Below are 23,042 nucleotides of genomic sequence, written 5' to 3' on the forward strand. Positions count from 1 at the left end.
CTCCCTATAATGCCGCTCCATCGACAGGGAACAACGTGAACAACATCACGAAGTGACCGGGTCGGAAAAGATTTAAAGCAGCGGCAACCGGATGAAATAAACGGTTGACACTGAACGAGGAAAGCGTAATATACGCCACCTCGAGTTAGCAAGCGAAAGCGCGTAACTCACTGCTCTTTAACAATTTATCAGACAATCTGTGTGGGCACTCACAAGACGATATCAGCCACTTCGGTGGCAAAAAAATATCAAGTCTTAAAGAGTGACCAAGCAGTAATTCATTTAGTGAATTATTACGAAAGTTAATTTTTGAGCACCGCTTAACTTGTTTAAGCAAATCGAACTTTTAATTGAAGAGTTTGATCATGGCTCAGATTGAACGCTGGCGGCAGGCCTAACACATGCAAGTCGAGCGGTAGCACAGGAGAGCTTGCTCTCTGGGTGACGAGCGGCGGACGGGTGAGTAATGTCTGGGAAACTGCCTGATGGAGGGGGATAACTACTGGAAACGGTAGCTAATACCGCATGACGTCGCAAGACCAAAGTGGGGGACCTTCGGGCCTCACGCCATCGGATGTGCCCAGATGGGATTAGCTAGTAGGTGAGGTAATGGCTCACCTAGGCGACGATCCCTAGCTGGTCTGAGAGGATGACCAGCCACACTGGAACTGAGACACGGTCCAGACTCCTACGGGAGGCAGCAGTGGGGAATATTGCACAATGGGCGCAAGCCTGATGCAGCCATGCCGCGTGTGTGAAGAAGGCCTTAGGGTTGTAAAGCACTTTCAGCGAGGAGGAAGGGTAATGTGTTAATAGCACATTGCATTGACGTTACTCGCAGAAGAAGCACCGGCTAACTCCGTGCCAGCAGCCGCGGTAATACGGAGGGTGCAAGCGTTAATCGGAATTACTGGGCGTAAAGCGCACGCAGGCGGTTTGTTAAGTCAGATGTGAAATCCCCGAGCTTAACTTGGGAACTGCATTTGAAACTGGCAAGCTAGAGTCTTGTAGAGGGGGGTAGAATTCCAGGTGTAGCGGTGAAATGCGTAGAGATCTGGAGGAATACCGGTGGCGAAGGCGGCCCCCTGGACAAAGACTGACGCTCAGGTGCGAAAGCGTGGGGAGCAAACAGGATTAGATACCCTGGTAGTCCACGCTGTAAACGATGTCGACTTGGAGGTTGTGCCCTTGAGGCGTGGCTTCCGGAGCTAACGCGTTAAGTCGACCGCCTGGGGAGTACGGCCGCAAGGTTAAAACTCAAATGAATTGACGGGGGCCCGCACAAGCGGTGGAGCATGTGGTTTAATTCGATGCAACGCGAAGAACCTTACCTACTCTTGACATCCAGAGAATTCGCTAGAGATAGCTTAGTGCCTTCGGGAACTCTGAGACAGGTGCTGCATGGCTGTCGTCAGCTCGTGTTGTGAAATGTTGGGTTAAGTCCCGCAACGAGCGCAACCCTTATCCTTTGTTGCCAGCGAGTAATGTCGGGAACTCAAAGGAGACTGCCGGTGATAAACCGGAGGAAGGTGGGGATGACGTCAAGTCATCATGGCCCTTACGAGTAGGGCTACACACGTGCTACAATGGCATATACAAAGAGAAGCGAACTCGCGAGAGCAAGCGGACCTCATAAAGTATGTCGTAGTCCGGATTGGAGTCTGCAACTCGACTCCATGAAGTCGGAATCGCTAGTAATCGTAGATCAGAATGCTACGGTGAATACGTTCCCGGGCCTTGTACACACCGCCCGTCACACCATGGGAGTGGGTTGCAAAAGAAGTAGGTAGCTTAACCTTCGGGAGGGCGCTTACCACTTTGTGATTCATGACTGGGGTGAAGTCGTAACAAGGTAACCGTAGGGGAACCTGCGGTTGGATCACCTCCTTACCTCAAGATACGCATTGTGCAGTGTCCACACAGATTGTCTGATAGAAAGTAACGAGCAGAAATACCTTAATAGGCTTGTAGCTCAGGTGGTTAGAGCGCACCCCTGATAAGGGTGAGGTCGGTGGTTCAAGTCCACTCAGGCCTACCAATTCCCTCCTCCTCTTCGTTGTCGCCATGTCTCGTTTGCACAAGCAAACTTCGCATGACTCCGCCTTGATGAGAAAGTAATTGGCTGACTCATCTGACTGATGAGTAATTAAGGTATCTGTAAGTGACTGTATGGGGCTATAGCTCAGCTGGGAGAGCGCCTGCCTTGCACGCAGGAGGTCAGCGGTTCGATCCCGCTTAGCTCCACCATTACCGTACAGCCTTTAAATAATACTTCAGAGTGTATTGGAAACAGTATGCTGCGAAGTATTTTGCTCTTTAACAATCTGGAACAAGCTGAAAATTGAAAGTTTACAGCTGAACATCACTCTCCGTAGAAGTACTGAGTGGTGATTAGTCTGTAACAGAGTCTCTCAAATAATCGCAATGCGATGGTGGAAACACCTTCGGGTTGTGAGGTTAAGCGACTAAGCGTACACGGTGGATGCCTAGGCAGTCAGAGGCGATGAAGGGCGTGCTAATCTGCGAAAAGCGTCGGTAAGGTGATATGAACCGTAATAACCGACGATACCCGAATGGGGAAACCCAGTGTGTTTCGACACATTATCATTACATGAATACATAGTGTAATGAGGCGAACCGGGGGAACTGAAACATCTAAGTACCCCGAGGAAAAGAAATCAACCGAGATTCCCCCAGTAGCGGCGAGCGAACGGGGAAGAGCCCAGAACCAGCATCAGTTTGTGTGTTAGTGGAAGCGTCTGGAAAGTCGCACAGTATAGGGTGATAGTCCCGTACACAAAAATGCACAGATTGTGAGTTCGATGAGTAGGGCGGGACACGTGACATCCTGTCTGAATATGGGGGGACCATCCTCCAAGGCTAAATACTCCTGACTGACCGATAGTGAACCAGTACCGTGAGGGAAAGGCGAAAAGAACCCCGGCGAGGGGAGTGAAATAGAACCTGAAACCGTGTACGTACAAGCAGTGGGAGCCTCTTTTATGGGGTGACTGCGTACCTTTTGTATAATGGGTCAGCGACTTATATTTTGTAGCAAGGTTAACCGTATAGGGGAGCCGTAGGGAAACCGAGTCTTAACTGGGCGTCAAGTTGCAAGGTATAGACCCGAAACCCGGTGATCTAGCCATGGGCAGGTTGAAGGTTGGGTAACACTAACTGGAGGACCGAACCGACTAATGTTGAAAAATTAGCGGATGACTTGTGGCTGGGGGTGAAAGGCCAATCAAACCGGGAGATAGCTGGTTCTCCCCGAAAGCTATTTAGGTAGCGCCTCGTGAACTCATCTTCGGGGGTAGAGCACTGTTTCGACTAGGGGGCCATCCCGGCTTACCAACTCGATGCAAACTACGAATACCGAAGAATGTTATCACGGGAGACACACGGCGGGTGCTAACGTCCGTCGTGAAGAGGGAAACAACCCAGACCGCCAGCTAAGGTCCCAAAGTCATGGTTAAGTGGGAAACGATGTGGGAAGGCATAGACAGCCAGGATGTTGGCTTAGAAGCAGCCATCATTTAAAGAAAGCGTAATAGCTCACTGGTCGAGTCGGCCTGCGCGGAAGATGTAACGGGGCTAAACCATGCACCGAAGCTGCGGCAGCGACGCTTATGCGTTGTTGGGTAGGGGAGCGTTCTGTAAGCCGTCGAAGGTGAACTGTGAGGTTTGCTGGAGGTATCAGAAGTGCGAATGCTGACATAAGTAACGATAATGCGGGTGAAAAACCCGCACGCCGGAAGACCAAGGGTTCCTGTCCAACGTTAATCGGGGCAGGGTGAGTCGACCCCTAAGGCGAGGCTGAAAAGCGTAGTCGATGGGAAGCTGGTTAATATTCCAGCACTTGGTGTTACTGCGAAGGGGGGACGGAGAAGGCTAGGCTAGCCGGGCGACGGTTGTCCCGGTTCAAGCGTGTAGGGGGGAAGAGTTGGTAAATCCGCTCTTTTGTATAACCCTGAGGCGTGATAACGAGCCACTACGGTGGTAAAGTAGTTGATGCCATGCTTCCAGGAAAAGCCTCTAAGCTCCAGGTAACACGAAATCGTACCCCAAACCGACACAGGTGGTCAGGTAGAGAATACTCAGGCGCTTGAGAGAACTCGGGTGAAGGAACTAGGCAAAATGGTGCCGTAACTTCGGGAGAAGGCACGCTGGCGCGTAGGTGAAGGGACTTGCTCCCGGAGCTGAATCCAGTCGAAGATACCAGCTGGCTGCAACTGTTTAATAAAAACACAGCACTGTGCAAACACGAAAGTGGACGTATACGGTGTGACGCCTGCCCGGTGCCGGAAGGTTAATTGATGGGGTTAGCAGCAATGCGAAGCTCTTGATCGAAGCCCCGGTAAACGGCGGCCGTAACTATAACGGTCCTAAGGTAGCGAAATTCCTTGTCGGGTAAGTTCCGACCTGCACGAATGGCGTAATGATGGCCAGGCTGTCTCCACCCGAGACTCAGTGAAATTGAACTCGCTGTGAAGATGCAGTGTACCCGCGGCAAGACGGAAAGACCCCGTGAACCTTTACTATAGCTTGACACTGAACATTGAGCCTTGATGTGTAGGATAGGTGGGAGGCTTTGAAGCGAGGACGCCAGTTCTTGTGGAGCCAACCTTGAAATACCACCCTTTAATGTTTGATGTTCTAACTCGGCCCCGTAATCCGGGGTGAGGACAGTGTCTGGTGGGTAGTTTGACTGGGGCGGTCTCCTCCTAAAGAGTAACGGAGGAGCACGAAGGTTAGCTAATCACGGTCGGACATCGTGAGGTTAGTGCAATGGCATAAGCTAGCTTGACTGCGAGAGTGACGGCTCGAGCAGGTACGAAAGTAGGTCATAGTGATCCGGTGGTTCTGAATGGAAGGGCCATCGCTCAACGGATAAAAGGTACTCCGGGGATAACAGGCTGATACCGCCCAAGAGTTCATATCGACGGCGGTGTTTGGCACCTCGATGTCGGCTCATCACATCCTGGGGCTGAAGTAGGTCCCAAGGGTACGGCTGTTCGCCGTTTAAAGTGGTACGCGAGCTGGGTTTAGAACGTCGTGAGACAGTTCGGTCCCTATCTGCCGTGGGCGTTGGAAGATTGAGAGGGGCTGCTCCTAGTACGAGAGGACCGGAGTGGACGCATCACTGGTGTTCGGGTTGTCATGCCAATGGCATTGCCCGGTAGCTAAATGCGGAAAAGATAAGCGCTGAAAGCATCTAAGCGCGAAACTTGCCTCGAGATGAGTCTTCCCTGTGGCTTTAAGCCACCTGAAGGGACGTTTAAGACTAAGACGTTGATAGGCTGGGTGTGTAAGTGCAGCGATGCATTGAGCTAACCAGTACTAATGACCCGAGAGGCTTAACCTTACAACACCAAAGGTGTTTTTAGAGATTCTGTGCAGATACTTTGATTTTCAGCTGATGTTCCGAGATTGGTTCGTAGTGCAAGCCTGAGACAGGGTAAGCGTTATGGATGAAACAGAATTTGCCTGGCGGCAGTAGCGCGGTGGTCCCACCTGACCCCATGCCGAACTCAGAAGTGAAACGCCGTAGCGCCGATGGTAGTGTGGGGTCTCCCCATGCGAGAGTAGGGAACTGCCAGGCATCAAACAAGTGGAAAGCCCTGTACTGACGTACAGGGCTTTTTGCTATGGGAAATTTGGGGGGATTTTCAGCCACATCCTCCATTCTTTCCCTCCTGTCGTTCCCTTTTTATCACTCATTGCTTTCTGTTTTCTCTCTTATATAACCAAATCGTCTAATTTAATAACTGAAGCTGAAACATTTTCACTTACCGTTTGCAGGCTCGACATCTTAGATAAAAACCGCTATCTTCGGCTATCTAGAAGTCTAAACGTATAAATGGATGTAGTGAGGAAGTTGCTATGCCGATCCGGGTTCCAGATGAATTACCAGCCGTAAATTTCCTGCGCAATGAGAACGTTTTTGTGATGGCCTCATCACGCGCAAAAACTCAGGAAATTCGTCCTTTGAAAGTGCTGGTACTCAACCTGATGCCAAAGAAAATTGAGACCGAAAATCAGTTTTTACGGCTGCTTTCCAACTCTCCTTTGCAGATTGATGTGCAGCTTCTGCGCATTGATAGCCGTGAGTCTAAAAATACTCCAGCAGAGCATCTGGATAACTTCTACTGTGATTTCGAAGATATTCAGCACGACAACTACGATGGCTTGATTGTCACTGGTGCCCCCTGGGCTTAGTTGATTTCTGCGATGTTGCCTACTGGCCGGAGATTGAGCGCGTTATTCACTGGGCTAAGGAGCACGTCACGTCAACACTGTTCGTGTGTTGGGCTGTGCAGGCTGCGTTAAATGTCCTATATGACATCCCTAAAATGACACGCGAAACTAAGCTTTCAGGCGTTTATCCTCACCAGACATTACAGCCACTGGCTCTGCTAACCCGTGGTTTTGATGAAACATTCCTGGCCCCTCATTCGCGCTACGCTGATTTCCCAGCGGATACACTGCGTCAGCATACTGATCTCGATATTCTGGCGGAATCTGACGAGGCCGGGGCTTATTTGTTTGCAACGAAAGATAAGCGCATGGCCTTTGTCACGGGGCACCCGGAATATGACGCGGGCACTTTAGCCGGAGAATACCTGCGTGATGTCGCAGCCGGTTTATCGCCTGAAATGCCTTACAATTACTTCCCGCATGACAATGCTGAGTTATCGCCTAAAGCGACCTGGCGTAGTCACGGGCACCTCCTGTTTGCTAACTGGCTAAACTACTATGTTTACCAGATCACGCCATTCGATCTGCGGCAGATGAATCCAACCCTGGAATAATTCCCTTCGCAATTTGCAGACGATCTACACCCGATCGTCTGCTTCTGTTCGCCTCCAACCTCTTCCCAGCGATTTTCTATCTGTAATCCTCAAACTCTCAAAAAATGAAATCGATTCTCTTTTTTTGAGAATTTTTTACATTTTCATCTCACTGAATAAACGAGGTTATTTAATAAATAAAAATAAAATGGAAATCGTTTTTGATTTTATGTAAATCCTGATTACGCTTAAATCTATCGGGTAATAAATGACCATCGATAAATCGCCACAAGATCGTGTCAGGTGTCGTTGGGTTATTTTCTACCGTATCAGTATCTGCTTAGTGAGGCGGTCTGGCAGATTTAAGTCGAAAAATCAGGAGAGTTAGCGATGTCAGAGCAAATTACGCGCAGTCAGCTTGGTTTTACCCGCCATTTTGGTGAAAAAGAAACACATATCCTGACCGAGGAGGCTGTGGACTTTTTGTCTGAGCTGGTCGTGCGTTTTACCCCGCTGCGTAACCGCTTGCTGGCAGAACGTATCGCCGTGCAGCAAAAAATTGACGACGGGACATTGCCAGATTTTATTTCGGAAACTGATTCCATTAAAAAAACAGAATGGAAGATTCTCGGCATTCCGGCCGATTTGAGGGATCGCCGCGTAGAAATCACCGGGCCTGTAGAACGCAAAATGGTAATTAATGCGCTCAATGCCAATGTGAAAGTCTTTATGGCCGATTTTGAAGACTCTCTGGCTCCTGACTGGCAGAAAGTCATCGAAGGGCAGATCAACTTACGTGATGCGGTTAACGGCACGATAAGTTACACCAACGAATCAGGCAAAATTTACCAGCTCAAACCTGATCCAGCCGTGTTGATCTGTCGCGTCCGTGGCCTGCATTTGCCCGAAAAACATGTGGTCTGGCAGGGTGAGGCTATTCCAGGTTCCTTGTTTGATTTCGCTTTGTACTTCTTCCATAACTATCGCGCGTTACTGGCAAAAGGCAGCGGCCCGTATTTCTATCTGCCAAAAATGCAGTCTTATCAGGAAGCGGACTGGTGGAGCCAGGTCTTCAGCTTTGCCGAGGATTACACCGGATTATCCCGTGGCACCATCAAAGCCACCGTACTGATTGAAACTTTGCCTGCCGTATTCCAGATGGACGAAATCCTTTACCACCTGCGTGACCATATCGTCGGGCTGAACTGTGGTCGCTGGGATTATATTTTCAGCTATATCAAAACGCTGAAAAATCATGCTGACCGCGTCCTTCCCGATCGTCAGTCAGTCACCATGACGCAGCCATTCCTCAAGGCGTATTCGCGACTTCTCATCAAAACCTGCCACCGCCGCGGCGCATTTGCGATGGGCGGAATGGCGGCATTTATTCCGAGCAAAGATGTTAAGCGCAACGAGTGGGTTCTGAACAAGGTGAGAACGGATAAAGAGCTGGAAGCGAGTAACGGGCATGACGGTACCTGGATCGCGCATCCGGGGCTGGCTGATACCGTGCTGGAAGTTTTCGATAAAGCGCTCGGCTCCCGCTCAAACCAACTGGACGTATTACGCGCAGACGATGCCGATATTACGGCGGCACAACTGCTGGAGCCTTGTTCCGGCGAACGTACCGAAGAGGGGATGCGCGCCAACATTCGCGTGGCGGTGCAGTACATCGAAGCGTGGATTTCCGGCAATGGCTGCGTACCTATTTACGGGCTGATGGAAGATGCCGCCACCGCAGAGATTTCCCGAACCTCAATCTGGCAGTGGATCCATCACGGCAAAACGCTCACCGACGGCCAGCTGGTCACAAAGCCTCTGTTCCGTCGAATGTTGAATGAAGAAATGCTGGTGATCCAACAGGAGTTAGGCGAACAACGTTTCAGTTCCGGGCGCTTCACGCAGGCCGCCGCATTAATGGAAAAAATTACCACACAGGATGAGTTAATCGACTTCCTGACCCTGCCGGGCTATCAGCTGCTGGCCTGATTCTTCTTACCCTACTCATAAAAAGACCGGAGCATTTGCCATGAAAACAACACGTACTCACCAAATTCAGCAGCTTGAAGAAACCTGGAACCAGCCACGCTGGAAAGGCATTACCCGCCCTTATACGGCTGCAGACGTCATCAGCCTGCGCGGCTCAGTTAACCCGGAATGCACGCTGGCTCAGCACGGTGCTTCACGTCTGTGGAATTTACTGCACGGTGCATCCCGCAAAGGTTACGTGAATTGTCTGGGCGCACTGACAGGCGGACAGGCATTGCAGCAGGCAAAAGCGGGTATTGAAGCGATTTATCTGTCCGGCTGGCAGGTTGCCGCCGATGCGAATACCGCATCCAGTATGTATCCCGATCAGTCGTTATATCCGGTGAATTCTGTACCGGAAGTTGTGTCCCGTATTAACAATACCTTCCGCCGTGCCGATCAGATTCAATGGGCCAATAATATCGAACCTGGCCAGCCAGGTTACACCGATTATTTCCTGCCGATTGTCGCCGATGCAGAAGCCGGTTTTGGTGGTGTGCTGAATGCGTTTGAATTGATGAAATCGATGATTGAAGCCGGTGCGGCGGCCGTCCATTTCGAAGACCAGCTTGCTGCGGTGAAAAAATGTGGGCACATGGGTGGCAAAGTGTTAGTTCCCACTCAGGAGGCAGTGCAAAAGCTGGTGTCTGCCCGTCTGGCTGCTGATGTACTCGGCGTCCCGACATTGCTGGTGGCACGTACCGACGCCGATGCGGCTGATTTGCTGACGTCCGATTGCGATCCTTATGACAGCCAGTTCATTACCGGCGAGAGAACGCATGAAGGCTTTTATAGGACGCACGCCGGTATAGAACAGGCGATCAGCCGCGGGCTGGCTTACGCGCCGTATGCTGACGTTGTCTGGTGTGAAACATCGACACCGGATCTCAAACTTGCTCAGCGTTTTGCTGAGGCTATTCATGCGAAATTTCCCGGAAAATTGCTGGCCTATAACTGTTCGCCGTCGTTTAACTGGAAGAAGAATCTCGATGATAAAACGATTGCCAGCTTCCAGGACCAGTTGGCAGCGATGGGCTATCAGTACCAGTTCATCACGCTGGCGGGCATCCACAGCATGTGGTTCAACATGTTCGATCTTGCCCATGCGTATGCGCAGGGCGAAGGGATGAAACACTACGTCGAAAAAGTGCAGGGGCCTGAATTTGCGGCAATCGGCCGTGGGTACACTTTCGCTTCTCATCAGCAGGAAGTGGGCACCGGATATTTCGACAAAGTTACCACCATCATTCAGGGCGGCCGCTCATCGGTAACGGCATTAACCGGTTCGACCGAAGAACAGCAATTCTCTTCAACGTCACACTGATTTGGCCCGGCACAAGCCGGGTTTTTCCCTTCAGGAGCCCACACCATGCGCATCGAATTGCTGATCGCTCAGACTATTTTACAAGGGTTCGATGCCCAATATGGCCGTTTTCTGGAAGTGACTTCAGAAGCTCAGCAACGTTTTGAAAGCGCTAACTGGCAGGCGGTGCAGGCGGCGATGAAACAGCGAATTCATCTTTATGACCACCATGTCGGATTGGTTGTCTCGCAGCTCAAATGTATCACGGGCCAGCACTTCTACGACACTGCATTTCTGGTCCGCATAAAAAACTGTTACGCCGGATTGTTGCCTGATTATCCTCGGGCAGAAATCGCTGAAAGCTTCTTTAATTCAGTCTATTGCCGTATTTTCAAACACCGTGAGCTGACGGCGGATAAGCTATTTATTTACAGCGAACAGCCAACTCACCTCCCACAAAATTGCGTCCGGCCACTCGCCCGGCAATACCCTGTGCAAGGAAATCTGGTCGCGACGCTGGGCAAAGTTCTTAACGATCTTCCGATGCGTTTGGCGTGGGAAAATGCGCCGCGTGATATTGATTCTATTGCCACTGTGTTGCAGCAGAGATTTCCCGGTGATGCGTTATCAGAGGCGGTGATTGAGATCGCCTCTGAAGTTTTCTACCGCAATAAGGCGGCGTGGATAATTGGCAAAATCCGGTGGGGACAGCAGGTTTTTCCGCTGTTATTGCCGGTACATCAAAGCCATCAGCACCAGTTATTTGTAGATGCTTGCCTGACGGAGGGAAATGATGCCAGCATCGTTTTCGGCTTCGCACGTTCCTATTTTATGGTTTACGCCCCGCAACCGGGCGCGCTCATTGAATGGCTGCGGGAGATTTTACCGGCAAAAACGACGGCCGAACTTTACAGTGCCATCGGGTGCCAGAAACATGCGAAAACGGAATGTTATCGCGAGCATTTACGGTTTATGGCACAAACCGACGAGTCCTTTATTATTGCGCCTGGGGTCAAAGGTATGGTCATGCTGGTTTTTACCTTGCCGGGAAGCGACCGGGTTTTCAAAGTCATAAAAGACCGGTTTGCACCGCAAAAAGAGGTGACCGAAGCGCAGGTTATGGCCTGTTACCAGCTGGTCAAAGAGCATGATCGTGTTGGACGTATGGCGGATACCCAGGAGTTTGAGCATTTTGTCCTGGTTAAGAAAAACATCAGCCCGGAGTTAATGGCGGAACTGCAGCGCGAAGTTCCGGCGAAGATTGAGGATCTTGGCGACAGTATTGCCCTTAAGCATTTGTATATCGAACGGCGTATGACGCCGCTGAATTTATATCTGGAACAGGCGGATGATCAGCAACTGCATGACGTTATTGAAGAATACGGTAACGCGATTAAACAACTTGCGGCGGCGAACATCTTTCCCGGCGATATGCTGTTTAAAAACTTTGGTGTAACCCGCCATGGCCGCGTCGTCTTTTATGATTACGACGAGATATGTTACATGACGGAAGTAAATTTCCGCGATATCCCTGAACCGCGTTACCCCGAGGATGAACTGGCCAGCGAGCCCTGGTACAGCATTGCGTCGGGTGATGTTTTTCCCGAAGAGTTCCGCCATTTCCTGTGCAGCGATAAACGTGTCCGGCAGTTCTTCGAAGCGGCACACAATGATTTATTTTCTGCCGATTACTGGCGCGGATTGCAAACGCGGATCCGTGAAGGGCATGTTGAGGACGTCTTTGCGTATCGCCGCAGCCAGCGTTTCATCCACCTTTAAGTCTCATGCTCCCGCCATCCGTGCGGGAGTCATTCCCCAGTTAATGTTTCCCGCCGCCATACGCCTGCGTAATTTCTTTTGCCGCGTGGATCACCAGCGCACCCAGTTCGGTCACGCGATCGTCGGTTATCCTTGAAACCGGGCCGGAAATGGAAATCGCGGCGTAAGCATCGTTGTGTTCATCGTAAATACAGGTCGCCACGCAGCGCAGGCCGAGCGCATGTTCTTCATCATCAAAGGCATAACCGCGTTTACGTGTATCGGCCAGCTCCTGTTTCAGGTTTGCCGGAGACGTCTTGGTCAGCGGCGTATAGCTGTGCAAACCAATTTTGTGCAGAAGCTTCGCCAGCCGTTCTTCCGCCAGGGTGGAGAGAAATGCCTTTCCTGCGCCGGAAGCATGCATCGGCAGTTTTCCGCCGATTGGCGCTGACATCCGCATCAGCGCATTGCATTGCACCTGATCGATGATGATCGCCTGATAATCACTGTGATCCAGTACGGCCAGATTGACGGTTTCACCCGACTCCTCCATCAGCCGGCGCAACATCGGATGTACCATCGCCAGCAAATTACGGCTTTGCAGAAAACTGCTGCCGACCACAAACGCATGTGAACCAATGGTCCACAGGCCCAAATCGCCGACCTGCCGGACAAACCCCTGCTGCTGCATCGTTGTCAGCAAACGGTGAGTGGTGGAATTGGGCAAACCTGCCTGTTGAGCCAGATCCGTCAGCGCTACGCTGCCCTGAGCTTCAGCAATATATTCCAGCAACTTAAGGCCACGGGTGAGGGACTGAACCTGTCCGGTGGCGGCGCTGCCTGCTGTTGCAGCGGCTTTTGTTTTCTTAGCTCGCTTGGCCGGGGTCAATGCGGACGTTGCCATAAGCCTGTTCCTTGTAAGATGCGCCAAAATCTGGCGAAGAAAAGTCATTTTTGGAATTGGTTTTCGTTTTTACAGTATGGATCGCAACCTGCCTTTGCGCTCATCCGATGTGTTGCACAGCATTTGCGGGATGCCTTCCTGAATTGAAAAAGTCTCATGTCGGCACGGCCTTTTGCCTTTGGAAGGTATGCTAGGATGTTGACCATAATTTCCGGCGTATGAATGAACAATTTGCCGGGTGTGCGTGGTGGGTGATGAGGTGAAAGTGACTAATCGGGTTGAAGCGCTACATAAGCAATTGGCACAGCGCATTTTGGTGTTGGACGGCGGCATGGGAACCATGATCCAGAGCTACCGTCTTGAAGAGGAAGACTATCGCGGTGAGCGCTTTGCTGACTGGGAAAGCGATCTTAAAGGCAATAACGATCTTCTGGTATTGAGCAAACCCGAAGTGATCATTGAGATCCACAACGGCTATCTTGCTGCTGGCGCAGATATTCTTGAAACCAACACCTTCAACTCCACCACCATCGCGATGGCCGACTACCATATGGCGTCGCTTTCCGCTGAAATTAACTATGAAGCAGCACGTATGGCGCGAGCCTGTGCCGACGAATGGACTGCCCGCACGCCGGATAAACCGCGTTATGTGGCCGGTGTTTTAGGCCCGACCAACCGCACAGCGTCGATCTCTCCGGACGTAAACGATCCGGCTTTCCGTAATGTCTCTTTTGATCAACTGGTCGACGCGTACCGTGAATCTACCCGGGCGCTGATTAAGGGCGGTGCCGATCTGATTATGATCGAAACCGTTTTCGACACACTCAACGCCAAAGCCGCGACGTTTGCGGTAGAAACGGAATTTGAAGCGCTGGGCATCGTGCTGCCGGTCATGGTCTCCGGCACGATCACCGATGCTTCTGGCCGAACATTGTCAGGCCAGACAACAGAGGCGTTCTATAACTCACTGCGCCACGTAAAACCGCTTACCTTCGGCCTGAACTGCGCACTGGGGCCGGACGAATTACGCCAGTATGTCGCTGAATTGTCGCGTATTGCCGAATGCTACGTCACAGCGCACCCGAATGCGGGCTTACCGAATGCCTTTGGTGAGTACGATCTTGAAGCCAAAGAAATGGCGGAGCATATCGGCGAATGGGCGCGTTCGGGTTTCCTGAATATTGTCGGCGGCTGCTGTGGTACCACGCCGGCGCACATTGCCGCGATGGTGAAAGCAGTTGAAGGCGTGCCGCCACGCCAGTTGCCGGTTATTCCTGTCGCCTGCCGTCTGGCGGGGTTGGAACCGCTGACCATTGATGCGCAAACTCTGTTTGTGAACGTGGGTGAGCGAACCAACGTCACCGGTTCTGCCCGTTTCAAACGCCTGATTAAAGAAGAAAAATACGCCGAAGCGCTGGCCGTTGCTCGTCAGCAGGTGGAAAGCGGTGCCCAGATTATCGACATCAACATGGATGAAGGGATGCTCGACGCCGAAGCGGCAATGGTGCGCTTCCTGAATCTGATTGCCGGTGAGCCGGACATTGCCCGTGTGCCGATCATGATTGACTCCTCCAAGTGGGACGTCATCGAAAAAGGCCTGAAATGCATCCAGGGCAAAGGCATTGTGAACTCTATCTCGATGAAAGAAGGGGAAGAAGCTTTCCTTCATCACGCCCGGATTGTACGGCGTTACGGCGCAGCCGTGGTGGTCATGGCCTTTGATGAAACCGGACAGGCGGATACCCGCGCCCGTAAAATCGAAATCTGCCGTCGTGCCTATAAACTACTGACCGAGAAAGTCGGATTCCCGCCGGAAGATATAATCTTTGACCCGAATATCTTCGCGGTCGCCACGGGGATTGACGAACATAACAACTATGCCGTCGACTTCATTGAAGCCTGTGCGGATATCAAAGCAGAATTGCCGCATGCGATGATTTCGGGCGGCGTGTCCAACGTTTCCTTCTCCTTTCGCGGCAATGAACCGGTGCGTGAAGCCATTCACGCCGTATTCCTGTATCACGCGATCCGCAACGGCATGGATATGGGCATCGTTAACGCCGGTCAGCTGGCTATCTACGATGACTTACCGGCTGAACTGCGCGATGCCGTTGAAGATGTGATTCTGAACCGCCGTGATGACGGAACAGAGCGTCTGCTGGAACTGGCGGAAAAATACCGTGGCAGCAAAGACGACGGCGAAGCCAACAAACAGCAGGCCGAATGGCGTGGCTGGGATGTTAAAAAACGTCTCGAATATTCCCTGATCAAAGGCATTACCGAATTCATCGAGCTGGACACCGAAGAGTGCCGCCAGCAGGCCGCGCGCCCGATTGAAGTGATTGAAGGGCCGCTGATGGATGGCATGAACGTCGTCGGTGATCTTTTCGGTGCAGGTAAAATGTTTCTGCCGCAGGTGGTGAAATCCGCGCGTGTGATGAAACAGGCGGTGGCGTATCTCGAACCTTACATTGAAGCCAGCAAGGAAAAAGGCCAGACAAACGGAAAAATCCTGCTCGCGACGGTGAAAGGCGATGTCCATGACATCGGCAAGAACATTGTGGGTGTGGTGCTGCAATGCAATAACTACGAGATTATCGATCTCGGTGTAATGGTGCCGACCGACAAAATTTTGAAAACGGCGATTGAACAAAACGTCGATATTATCGGCCTTTCCGGGCTGATCACGCCTTCGCTGGACGAAATGGTCAACGTGGCAAAAGAGATGGAGCGTCGCGGATTCACGATGCCGCTTCTTATCGGCGGTGCGACCACGTCCAAGGCGCATACGGCGGTTAAAATCGAACAGAACTACAGCGGGGTGACGTGCTATGTGCAAAACGCCTCACGCTCTGTCGGCGTGGTTTCGGCACTCTTATCTGCCGGACAGCGTGACGCTTTTATCGAGCGAACCCGTAAAGAATACGAGACCGTGCGTATTCAGCACGCCCGTAAAAAACCCCGGACGCCGCCGGTCAGCCTTGAAGTGGCGCGTGATAACGCAACGGTCATCGACTGGGAAGATTACACACCGCCGGTCGCGCACCGTCTGGGTGTTCAGAAAGTGGAAGCCAGCATCGAAACCCTGCGTAATTACATCGACTGGACGCCATTCTTCATGACCTGGTCGCTGGCGGGTAAATACCCGCGGATTCTGGAAGATGAAGTGGTGGGCGAAGAAGCTAAACGCCTGTTCAAGGATGCCAACGATCTGCTCGATAAGCTTTCCGCTGAAAAATTACTGAATCCGCGCGGCGTGGTCGGTTTATTCCCGGCGAACCGCAAAGGCGACGATATCGAAATTTACAGTGACGAGCGTCGTGAAGAAGTGCTGGTAGTCAGCCACCATCTGCGTCAGCAAACCGAAAAAACGGACTTTGCGAACTATTGTCTGTCCGATTTTGTTGCGCCGAAATCCAGCGGCAAAAAAGATTACCTGGGCGCATTTGCCGTGACCGGTGGGCTGGAGGAGGACGCGCTTGCCGAGGCGTACGACAAGCAGCACGACGATTACAACAAAATCATGATCAAAGCGCTGGCAGACCGTCTGGCAGAAGCCTTTGCAGAATACCTGCATGAAAAAGTGCGTAAGGTTTACTGGGGCTTTGCCGCTAACGAAAACCTGAGTAACGAAGAACTTATTCGTGAAAACTATCAGGGGATCCGTCCGGCTCCGGGTTATCCTGCATGCCCTGAACACACTGAAAAAGGGCAAATCTGGACATTACTGGATGTTGAAACCAACACCGGCATGCAACTGACAGAATCCTTTGCAATGTGGCCGGGCGCGGCAGTCTCCGGCTGGTATTTCAGTCATCCTGACAGCAAATATTTCGCCGTCGCACAAATCCAGCGCGATCAGGTTGAGGATTATGCGGCACGTAAGAATATGCCAGTTGCCGAAGTCGAACGCTGGCTGGCGCCTAATTTAGGCTACGACGCCGATTAATATCCCCGTCATCCTTCCCGTTGACGGTCATCATGAACCCCGGTCACTGACTTCAAAAAGTGACCGGGGTTCATCTCAATTCACTTCCACATCAATATGCAGCGCGTCATAACGCCAGTATTCCAAATCACAGTCGATGACCCGGTCGTGTTGATCCCGGTTGGTGCGCGTAATAAATAATGCCGGGCTGCCGGAAGCGACTTTCAGGGCGTGCGATGCGTCTTTTGTCAGCAGCGTCGGCACCATATCAAACCGGACACGCCCGTAATAAATATCGTAACGCGAGGCATACAAATCAGTCAGCGAAGACGTTAAATCTGCATCAAGAATACCATTAAAATACAACGGGTTGAGGTAATGCTCGACGTAAAGCACGGGGCGTTTATCGATATAGCGTAACCGGCGGATGCAAATCACATCACTGGCGGGCGGCAGCAATAATTTCTGGCAAACGGCGTCGCTGGCGATGCAGTGTCTGGCATCAATGACCTCCGTCTGCGCACTTCGCCCCTGATCTTTCGCCATGGCGTGAAAATGGCTGCGCTGCAACGGGTTATAAATAATGCGTGGCGGCGAAACAAACCAGCCCCGACGTACTTCGCGATAAATCAGCCCCTGCGCTTCCAGATGGCCTAACGCCTCACGCAGCGTGATGCGGGTTGTGGAAAACTGTTCACTCAACGCGCGCTCAGAAGGCAGCCTTCCCTCGGCAGAAAATGCCCCGGCCGCAATACTTTCGCTCAATGCCTTGCAGATAACGGCAAGGGTGGTCTGCGGTTCACTCATCGGTTAGTAAGCCTCATTTTAGTGCGTTTTTGCACCAATCCGACTCTTCTTTGCGTAAATAATGTGCGCTTGTTAACAGCTATAAGGTTAAAACAGCTGCTTTTTCACGCTGACATATAATTATCACAATTGATCGTTAGATTGGCTTGGTTCTTGCTGGACTAGACCAGCACTTCACACACACTATCATCTGGAGCATCCGTTATGAAACAGTTGTTCGCTTCTGTGTTAACCAGCGCGCTTGTCCTCTCCGCTTCATCGGCTTTTGCCGCTGAACCTCCTGCTGAACTCCTGAAAGCGGCACAAGCCGAAGGCACGGTAAACAGTGTCGGTATGCCTGATGACTGGGCAAACTGGAAAGATACCTGGAATGATTTGAGCACCAAATACGGTCTGAAGCACAGTGATACCGATATGAGTTCTGCGCAGGAAATCGCTAAATTCCTCGCCGAAAAAGACAATGCCAGTGCAGATATTGGTGATGTGGGTGCGGCATTCGGCCCTGTTGCGGTCCAGAAGGGCGTCACACAGCCCTATAAACCAACAACCTGGGATCAGGTGCCAGACTGGGCCAAAGATAAAGACGGGATGTGGGCACTCGCTTACACCGGAACCATTGCGTTTATTATCGATAAATCTCAGGTGAAAGATGAGCCGCACAGCTGGGCTGATTTGCTGAAAGGGAAATACAAAGTCACCATCGGTGATGTGAGCACCGCTGCGCAGGCGGCAAACGGCGTTCTGGCGGCCACTTACGCGATGGGCGGCAACGAACAGAATCTGAAACCGGGTCTGGAATATTTCGGCAAACTGGCGAAAGCAGGGCGTCTGAGCCTGACTAACCCGGTTATCGCCTCTCTGGAAAAAGGCGAAGTGCAGGTCGGCGTGGTCTGGGACTTCAACGGTCTGAATTATCGCGACAAAATCGACAAAACCCGCTTTGACGTGGTGATACCTTCTGACGGTTCTATCACCTCGGGTTACACCACCATCATCAACAAATTCGGTAAACACCCGAACGCCGCTAAACTGGCACGTGAATACATCTTCTCCGATGCCGGTCAGATCAACCTGGCGCGTGGCTATGCCCGTCCAATCCGTGCCGATCACATCACTCTGCCAGACGACGTGAAAGCGAAACTGCTGCCATCCAGTGAATATAAAAATGCCCATCCGATTGCTGATCCGGCTGCATGGGATAAGAGCGCCAAAACGCTGCCTCGCCTGTGGCAGGAAAACGTCATGATCAACATGCAGCAATAATTTCCTGAATTAAAAAATAGAAAGACCGGGCAGCGAAAGCATTGATTAATGACAACACCTGCAAGAAAGGCAAAAGTGTAATGAAGAGCATTCTGGTAGTACTCGATGGCCTGAATTATCAGGTCGCCCAAGACGCAATGGGATATTTGCAGGCGCAATGTGCCGCCGGGCGCGGGCGTTTGTATCAACTGGAATGCGAATTGCCCTCGCTGTCCCGGCCGCTTTACGAATGTATCCTCACCGGCATCACGCCGGTGGAAAGCGGCATCGTGCATAACCACGTTGACCGCTTATCGACACAACGCAGTATTTTTCATTATGCCCGCGACGCCGGTCTGACGACGGCGGCTGCGGCCTATCACTGGGTCAGCGAGCTGTATAACCGCACGCCGTTTGACCCGCCGCGCGATCGCCATACCAGCGACGAATCCCTGGCTATTCAGCACGGTCATTTTTATTACGATGACGCTTATCCTGATTCGCATTTATTCGACGATGCGGAGAGCCTGCGCCGTCGACACGACCCTGATTTTCTGCTGATCCACCCGATGAACATTGATGATGCGGGCCACAAATTCGGGCTTTCGACGCCGCAATACCGCAACAAAGCGCGCACAGCGGATGGCATTCTTTCGCACTATTTGGGCGACTGGCTGGAAGCCGGTTATCAGGTGATTGTCACTGCCGACCACGGCATGAACGATGACCGCAGCCACGGCGGGATTTTGCCGGAAGAACGTCAGGTACCGCTGTATGTTTTCGGCAGCGCGTTCAGCCTCAAAGACGCCGCGCCGTTACAAACCCAACTGTGCGGTACCGTTTGTCAGATCCTCAATATTGCCCACGATAAGCCTCACTGCGCGGCATTACTGGCCTGAACTCCCTCACTTTTAAAGGATTCCCGATGAAAGGTAAGCGGATTGCGGCGCTGTTCATGTTGCCGTTTCTGGTGTTTTTCATCGCTTTCCAGCTGGCGCCGCTGGCCTGGATTGCGGTGAGCAGTTTTTACAGCGAAACCTATGAAGCGTGGGGGCTGGGCAATTACACCGACATTCTGACCTCTCCGTTTTATCTGCAGGCGATGCGCTTCTCGCTGGATATCTCGATCTGGTCGAGTTTGTACGGTTTGATTATTGCGTTAGTGGGCAGTTACTCACTTCGACAGCTAGGCCCGACAAAGCTTCATGATTTTGTGATGTCGTTTACTAACATGACCAGCAACTTTGCGGGCGTGCCGCTGGCGTTTGCCTTCGTCATCCTGCTCGGCCTGAACGGATGCCTGACGTTATTGCTGCGTAAATACGGCCTGATGGAGCATTTCGACCTCTACTCGAAAGACGGGCTGATTGTGCTCTACACCTATTTCCAGATCCCGTTGGGTGTTTTGCTGATGTATCCGGCCTTTGATGCGCTACGCGAGGACTGGCGCGAATCGGCTGCACTGCTGGGTGCCGGGCGCTGGAGCTACTGGCGGTACATCGGCATTCCGGTTTTGTTTCCGGCGCTGCTGGGCACTTTCGTCATTTTGCTCGCCAACGCCCTTGGCGCTTACGCCACGGTGTACGCGCTGACCACCGGTAACTTCAACGTGGTGCCGGTCCGTATTGCTGCGCTGGTGTCGGGTGATATTTCCCTCGACCCGAATATGGGGAGCGCGCTGGCGATGCTGCTGGTGGTGCTGATGGCCTTTATCACGCTGATCCATCAGTGGTTATTGCGCAAAAGTTATCTCAGTCAGCGTAGCTGATTGCCGAAAAAGGAACGTGAGATGTCGCGATCTGAAGCGATTTACCACCGTGTGGTGATCTGGATTTTGTTGATTGTTTTGATGTTGCCGCTGCTGGCGACGCTGGTTTATGCGCTGGTGCTGGAATGGGGAGCCACGATTTTGCCGAGCGGTTTCACGCTCAAATGGCTGGTGGAATTGTGGAGCGATCCGCGCTTCCTGATTGCACTCTGGCATTCGCTGCTGGTCTGTTTTGGCACGCTTTTCCTGTCACTGGTGCTGATCCTTCCGCTTATGTTTGTGATTGCTTACTATTTCCCAAAGCTCGATGCGCTCATGAATATTCTTATCCTGCTGCCGTTTGCCGTGCCGCCGGTGGTGTCATCCGTCGGCCTGATGCAGCTCTATTCCGGAGGGCCTTTCGCACTGACCGGAACGCCGTGGATCCTGATCGGCTGTTACTTCACGATAGCGCTGCCGTTTATCTACCGCGCCATCTCCAACAACATGCAGGCGATAAACCTGCGTGACCTGATGGACGCCGCGCATTTGCTGGGGGCCAGCACCTGGAAAGCCGCGCTGCTGGTGGTGTTGCCGAACTTACGCAAGGGCGGAACTATCGCCGTATTGCTGTCATTTTCCTTCCTGATTGGCGAGTTTGTTTTCGCCAACCTGCTGGCGGGCAGTCGTTACGAAACGGTTCAGGTTTATCTCTATAACATGCGCAATGGCAGCGGCCATTTCACCAGCGCACTGGTTATCTCCTATTTCATGGTCGTCCTGATTTTCACCTGGGTGGCAAACATGCTGAACAAAGGAAAGAGCTGATTATGTCGTATTTACAGGTCACTCAACTTAACAAGTCTTACGGCCCAACTCAGATTTTCAACAACATCGATTTCTCCGCAAAAGAGGGAGAATTTGTGACGCTGCTGGGGCCGAGCGGCTGCGGGAAATCCACGCTGCTGCGCTGTCTGGCCGGTCTGACATCCGTCGACAGTGGCAAAATTCTGATTAAGGGGCAGGACATCGTGCCGCTGCCGCCGCAACAGCGCGGGATCGGCATGGTTTTCCAGAGCTATGCACTTTTCCCCAATATGACAGTGGAAGCCAACGTCGCGTTTGGCCTGAAAATGCAGAAAATACCCGCTTCCGAAGTCCATCGTCGCGTGGGTGAAGTGCTGGAACTGGTGGAAATGAACGATTACGCCAGGCGCTATCCGCATCAGCTTTCCGGTGGCCAGTGTCAGCGTGTGGCGCTGGCGCGTTCGCTGGTGACACAGCCGCGCCTGCTATTGCTCGATGAACCGTTGTCGGCGCTGGATGCCCGTATCCGTAAGCATTTGCGCGAACAAATCCGCCGTATCCAGCGCGAAATGAACCTCACCGCCATTTTTGTGACGCACGATCAGGAAGAAGCCCTGACCATGTCAGACCGGATTGTGCTGATGAACAAAGGACAAATCGTCCAAAACGCGGATGCCGAAACCCTCTATACTGAGCCAGTCGATGCTTTTGCCGCCGGTTTTATTGGCAGCTATAATTTGCTGAGTGCCGCGCAGGCGCTGGCGCTGACGGGCCAGACGTATACTGGGCGTGTCGCCATTCGTCCGGAGTCCGTGACGATTTGCACGGCCGAACAGGGCATTCCGGCTAAAATTCTCAGCCACAGCCTGCTGGGTAACGTCGTGCGGTATCGTGTTTTAGCGCACGGCGTTGAGCTTTCTGTGGATGTCTTAAACCGCTCTGTAGCCTCTCTTCGCGCCGATGGCAGCGATATAGGTCTGGAGTTAGATCTTGTTACGTTACGGGAAGTTGCATGAAACTGGCGCTGTTTGATCTCGATGAAACCCTGATTAGCGGTGACTGTTCAAGCTTGTGGTCAGCCTACATGGTGGCAAAAGGCTGGGTGGCCGATGAGCAGGCTTTCCTGCAACAAGATGCCGCGCTGATGCAGCAATATGCAGTCGGCAAAATGGATATGCAGGAGTATATGCGTTGTACTCTGGTGCCGCTGATTGACCGCCGTGAAAGTGACGTCGCGGCGATGGTCGCGAATTATATTCAGGATGTGATTGCCCCGCGTATTTATGCGCAGGCGCGTGAATGTCTGGCTGAACATCGCGATCAGGGTGACCGGACGGTGATTATTTCCGCGTCCGGCGAACATCTGGTCCGGCCGATTGCCCGTTTTCTCGGTGTCGATGAAACGCTGGCGATCGGTGTTGAAATACAGGACGGGCGCTTTACCGGCGCGACACAGGGGACGATGACCTATCGTGAAGGCAAAGTTTCACGTTTGCTGAATCTCATCAATCAGGACGAAACCTTGTTACAAGAAGCCCGCTTCTACTCGGATTCTCACAATGACCTGCCGTTACTGACCCGCGTAGGGCAGCCCGTGGCAGTGAATCCAGATGCTGTACTGCTCCGGCACGCACAGCAGGCGGGCTGGCCGGTTTATGCCTGGCGTTAAACAGACATAAACCTGAAATTTCCCGTCCGCTTTATATGAAGGGCGGGAAATTCTTACG

At 52.1% G+C, this 23,042-nt stretch carries 12 protein-coding genes, 2 tRNA genes, 3 rRNA genes and 1 pseudogene; 16 read left to right on the top strand and 2 right to left on the bottom strand.

The window, feature by feature from the left end:
- The first annotated feature begins 347 nt into the window (after positions 1-347).
- The 9 genes and pseudogenes from ACM5QY_RS06040 (at position 348) to aceK (ending at position 11,901) form a co-directional block, all read left to right on the top strand.
- Positions 348-1,890: ribosomal RNA gene (locus tag ACM5QY_RS06040) — 16S ribosomal RNA — on the top strand.
- 71 nt (positions 1,891-1,961) lie between these two features.
- Positions 1,962-2,038 (top strand) — tRNA-Ile (locus ACM5QY_RS06045).
- Between the two features lie 133 nt (positions 2,039-2,171).
- Positions 2,172-2,247 (top strand) — tRNA-Ala (locus tag ACM5QY_RS06050).
- A 208-nt stretch (positions 2,248-2,455) separates the two neighbouring features.
- Positions 2,456-5,365, top strand: a 23S ribosomal RNA gene (locus ACM5QY_RS06055).
- A 121-nt stretch (positions 5,366-5,486) separates the two neighbouring features.
- A 5S ribosomal RNA gene (gene rrf, locus ACM5QY_RS06060) occupies positions 5,487-5,602 on the top strand.
- The 16S, 23S and 5S rRNA genes sit together here with 2 tRNA genes alongside, the layout of an rRNA operon.
- A gap of 281 nt (positions 5,603-5,883) precedes the next feature.
- A pseudogene (metA, locus tag ACM5QY_RS06065) lies at positions 5,884-6,812 on the top strand (homoserine O-succinyltransferase MetA).
- Positions 6,813-7,181: 369 nt separating this feature from the next.
- Positions 7,182-8,780, top strand: a complete 1,599-nt coding sequence (gene aceB / locus ACM5QY_RS06070; RefSeq protein WP_416119687.1) for a malate synthase A — start codon at positions 7,182-7,184, stop codon at positions 8,778-8,780.
- 40 nt (positions 8,781-8,820) lie between these two features.
- Entirely contained in the window at positions 8,821-10,143 is a 1,323-nt protein-coding gene (gene aceA / locus ACM5QY_RS06075) for an isocitrate lyase (protein ID WP_416119688.1), read from the top strand.
- 45 nt (positions 10,144-10,188) lie between these two features.
- Positions 10,189-11,901, top strand: a complete 1,713-nt coding sequence (aceK, locus tag ACM5QY_RS06080) for a bifunctional isocitrate dehydrogenase kinase/phosphatase (RefSeq protein ID WP_416119690.1) — start codon at positions 10,189-10,191, stop codon at positions 11,899-11,901.
- Positions 11,902-11,941: 40 nt separating this feature from the next.
- Here the strand turns inward: aceK and iclR are convergent, their stop codons facing one another.
- Positions 11,942-12,784 (bottom strand): glyoxylate bypass operon transcriptional repressor IclR, encoded by an 843-nt coding sequence (gene iclR / locus ACM5QY_RS06085; protein ID WP_416119691.1) that lies wholly within the window; start codon positions 12,782-12,784, stop codon positions 11,942-11,944.
- A gap of 265 nt (positions 12,785-13,049) precedes the next feature.
- On the opposite strand from iclR, the gene metH reads away from it, so the two are divergent.
- Positions 13,050-16,733 (top strand): methionine synthase, encoded by a 3,684-nt coding sequence (metH, locus tag ACM5QY_RS06090; protein ID WP_416122825.1) that lies wholly within the window; start codon positions 13,050-13,052, stop codon positions 16,731-16,733.
- Positions 16,734-16,808: 75 nt separating this feature from the next.
- On the opposite strand, the gene ACM5QY_RS06095 is transcribed toward metH, so the two are convergent.
- Positions 16,809-17,519, bottom strand: a complete 711-nt coding sequence (locus ACM5QY_RS06095; RefSeq protein WP_416119692.1) for a UTRA domain-containing protein — start codon at positions 17,517-17,519, stop codon at positions 16,809-16,811.
- A 204-nt stretch (positions 17,520-17,723) separates the two neighbouring features.
- On the opposite strand from ACM5QY_RS06095, the gene ACM5QY_RS06100 reads away from it, so the two are divergent.
- From ACM5QY_RS06100 to ACM5QY_RS06125, 6 genes are all read left to right on the top strand, one after another.
- Positions 17,724-18,782, top strand: a complete 1,059-nt coding sequence (locus ACM5QY_RS06100; protein ID WP_416119693.1) for an ABC transporter substrate-binding protein — start codon at positions 17,724-17,726, stop codon at positions 18,780-18,782.
- A gap of 80 nt (positions 18,783-18,862) precedes the next feature.
- Positions 18,863-19,660: an alkaline phosphatase family protein gene (locus ACM5QY_RS06105; protein WP_416119694.1), complete on the top strand. Its 798-nt coding sequence runs from the start codon at positions 18,863-18,865 to the stop codon at positions 19,658-19,660.
- A 26-nt stretch (positions 19,661-19,686) separates the two neighbouring features.
- A complete protein-coding gene (locus ACM5QY_RS06110) occupies positions 19,687-20,529 on the top strand; it encodes an ABC transporter permease (RefSeq protein ID WP_416119695.1) in 843 nt (280 codons plus the stop codon).
- 21 nt (positions 20,530-20,550) lie between these two features.
- Entirely contained in the window at positions 20,551-21,336 is a 786-nt protein-coding gene (locus ACM5QY_RS06115) for an ABC transporter permease (RefSeq protein WP_416119697.1), read from the top strand.
- A gap of 2 nt (positions 21,337-21,338) precedes the next feature.
- Positions 21,339-22,331: an ABC transporter ATP-binding protein gene (locus ACM5QY_RS06120; protein ID WP_416119698.1), complete on the top strand. Its 993-nt coding sequence runs from the start codon at positions 21,339-21,341 to the stop codon at positions 22,329-22,331.
- On the top strand, positions 22,328-22,984 hold the full coding sequence (locus tag ACM5QY_RS06125; RefSeq protein WP_416119699.1) for an HAD family hydrolase: 657 nt from the start codon (positions 22,328-22,330) through the stop codon (positions 22,982-22,984). The genes ACM5QY_RS06120 and ACM5QY_RS06125 overlap by 4 nt, the downstream gene beginning before the upstream one ends.
- Positions 22,985-23,042 lie beyond the last annotated feature (58 nt).

It is taken from the genome of Rahnella sp. PCH160, assembly GCF_047784855.1.
GTDB lineage: Bacteria > Pseudomonadota > Gammaproteobacteria > Enterobacterales > Enterobacteriaceae > Rahnella.

Coding starts and splice junctions, on each gene's coding strand:
- aceB (WP_416119687.1), top strand. CDS start 7,182: ATGTCAGAGCAAATTACGCGCAGTCAGCTTGGTTTTACCCGCCATTTT.
- aceA (WP_416119688.1), top strand. CDS start 8,821: ATGAAAACAACACGTACTCACCAAATTCAGCAGCTTGAAGAAACCTGG.
- aceK (WP_416119690.1), top strand. CDS start 10,189: ATGCGCATCGAATTGCTGATCGCTCAGACTATTTTACAAGGGTTCGAT.
- iclR (WP_416119691.1), bottom strand. CDS start 12,784: ATGGCAACGTCCGCATTGACCCCGGCCAAGCGAGCTAAGAAAACAAAA.
- ACM5QY_RS06095 (WP_416119692.1), bottom strand. CDS start 17,519: ATGAGTGAACCGCAGACCACCCTTGCCGTTATCTGCAAGGCATTGAGC.
- ACM5QY_RS06100 (WP_416119693.1), top strand. CDS start 17,724: ATGAAACAGTTGTTCGCTTCTGTGTTAACCAGCGCGCTTGTCCTCTCC.
- ACM5QY_RS06105 (WP_416119694.1), top strand. CDS start 18,863: ATGAAGAGCATTCTGGTAGTACTCGATGGCCTGAATTATCAGGTCGCC.
- ACM5QY_RS06110 (WP_416119695.1), top strand. CDS start 19,687: ATGAAAGGTAAGCGGATTGCGGCGCTGTTCATGTTGCCGTTTCTGGTG.
- ACM5QY_RS06115 (WP_416119697.1), top strand. CDS start 20,551: ATGTCGCGATCTGAAGCGATTTACCACCGTGTGGTGATCTGGATTTTG.
- ACM5QY_RS06120 (WP_416119698.1), top strand. CDS start 21,339: ATGTCGTATTTACAGGTCACTCAACTTAACAAGTCTTACGGCCCAACT.
- ACM5QY_RS06125 (WP_416119699.1), top strand. CDS start 22,328: ATGAAACTGGCGCTGTTTGATCTCGATGAAACCCTGATTAGCGGTGAC.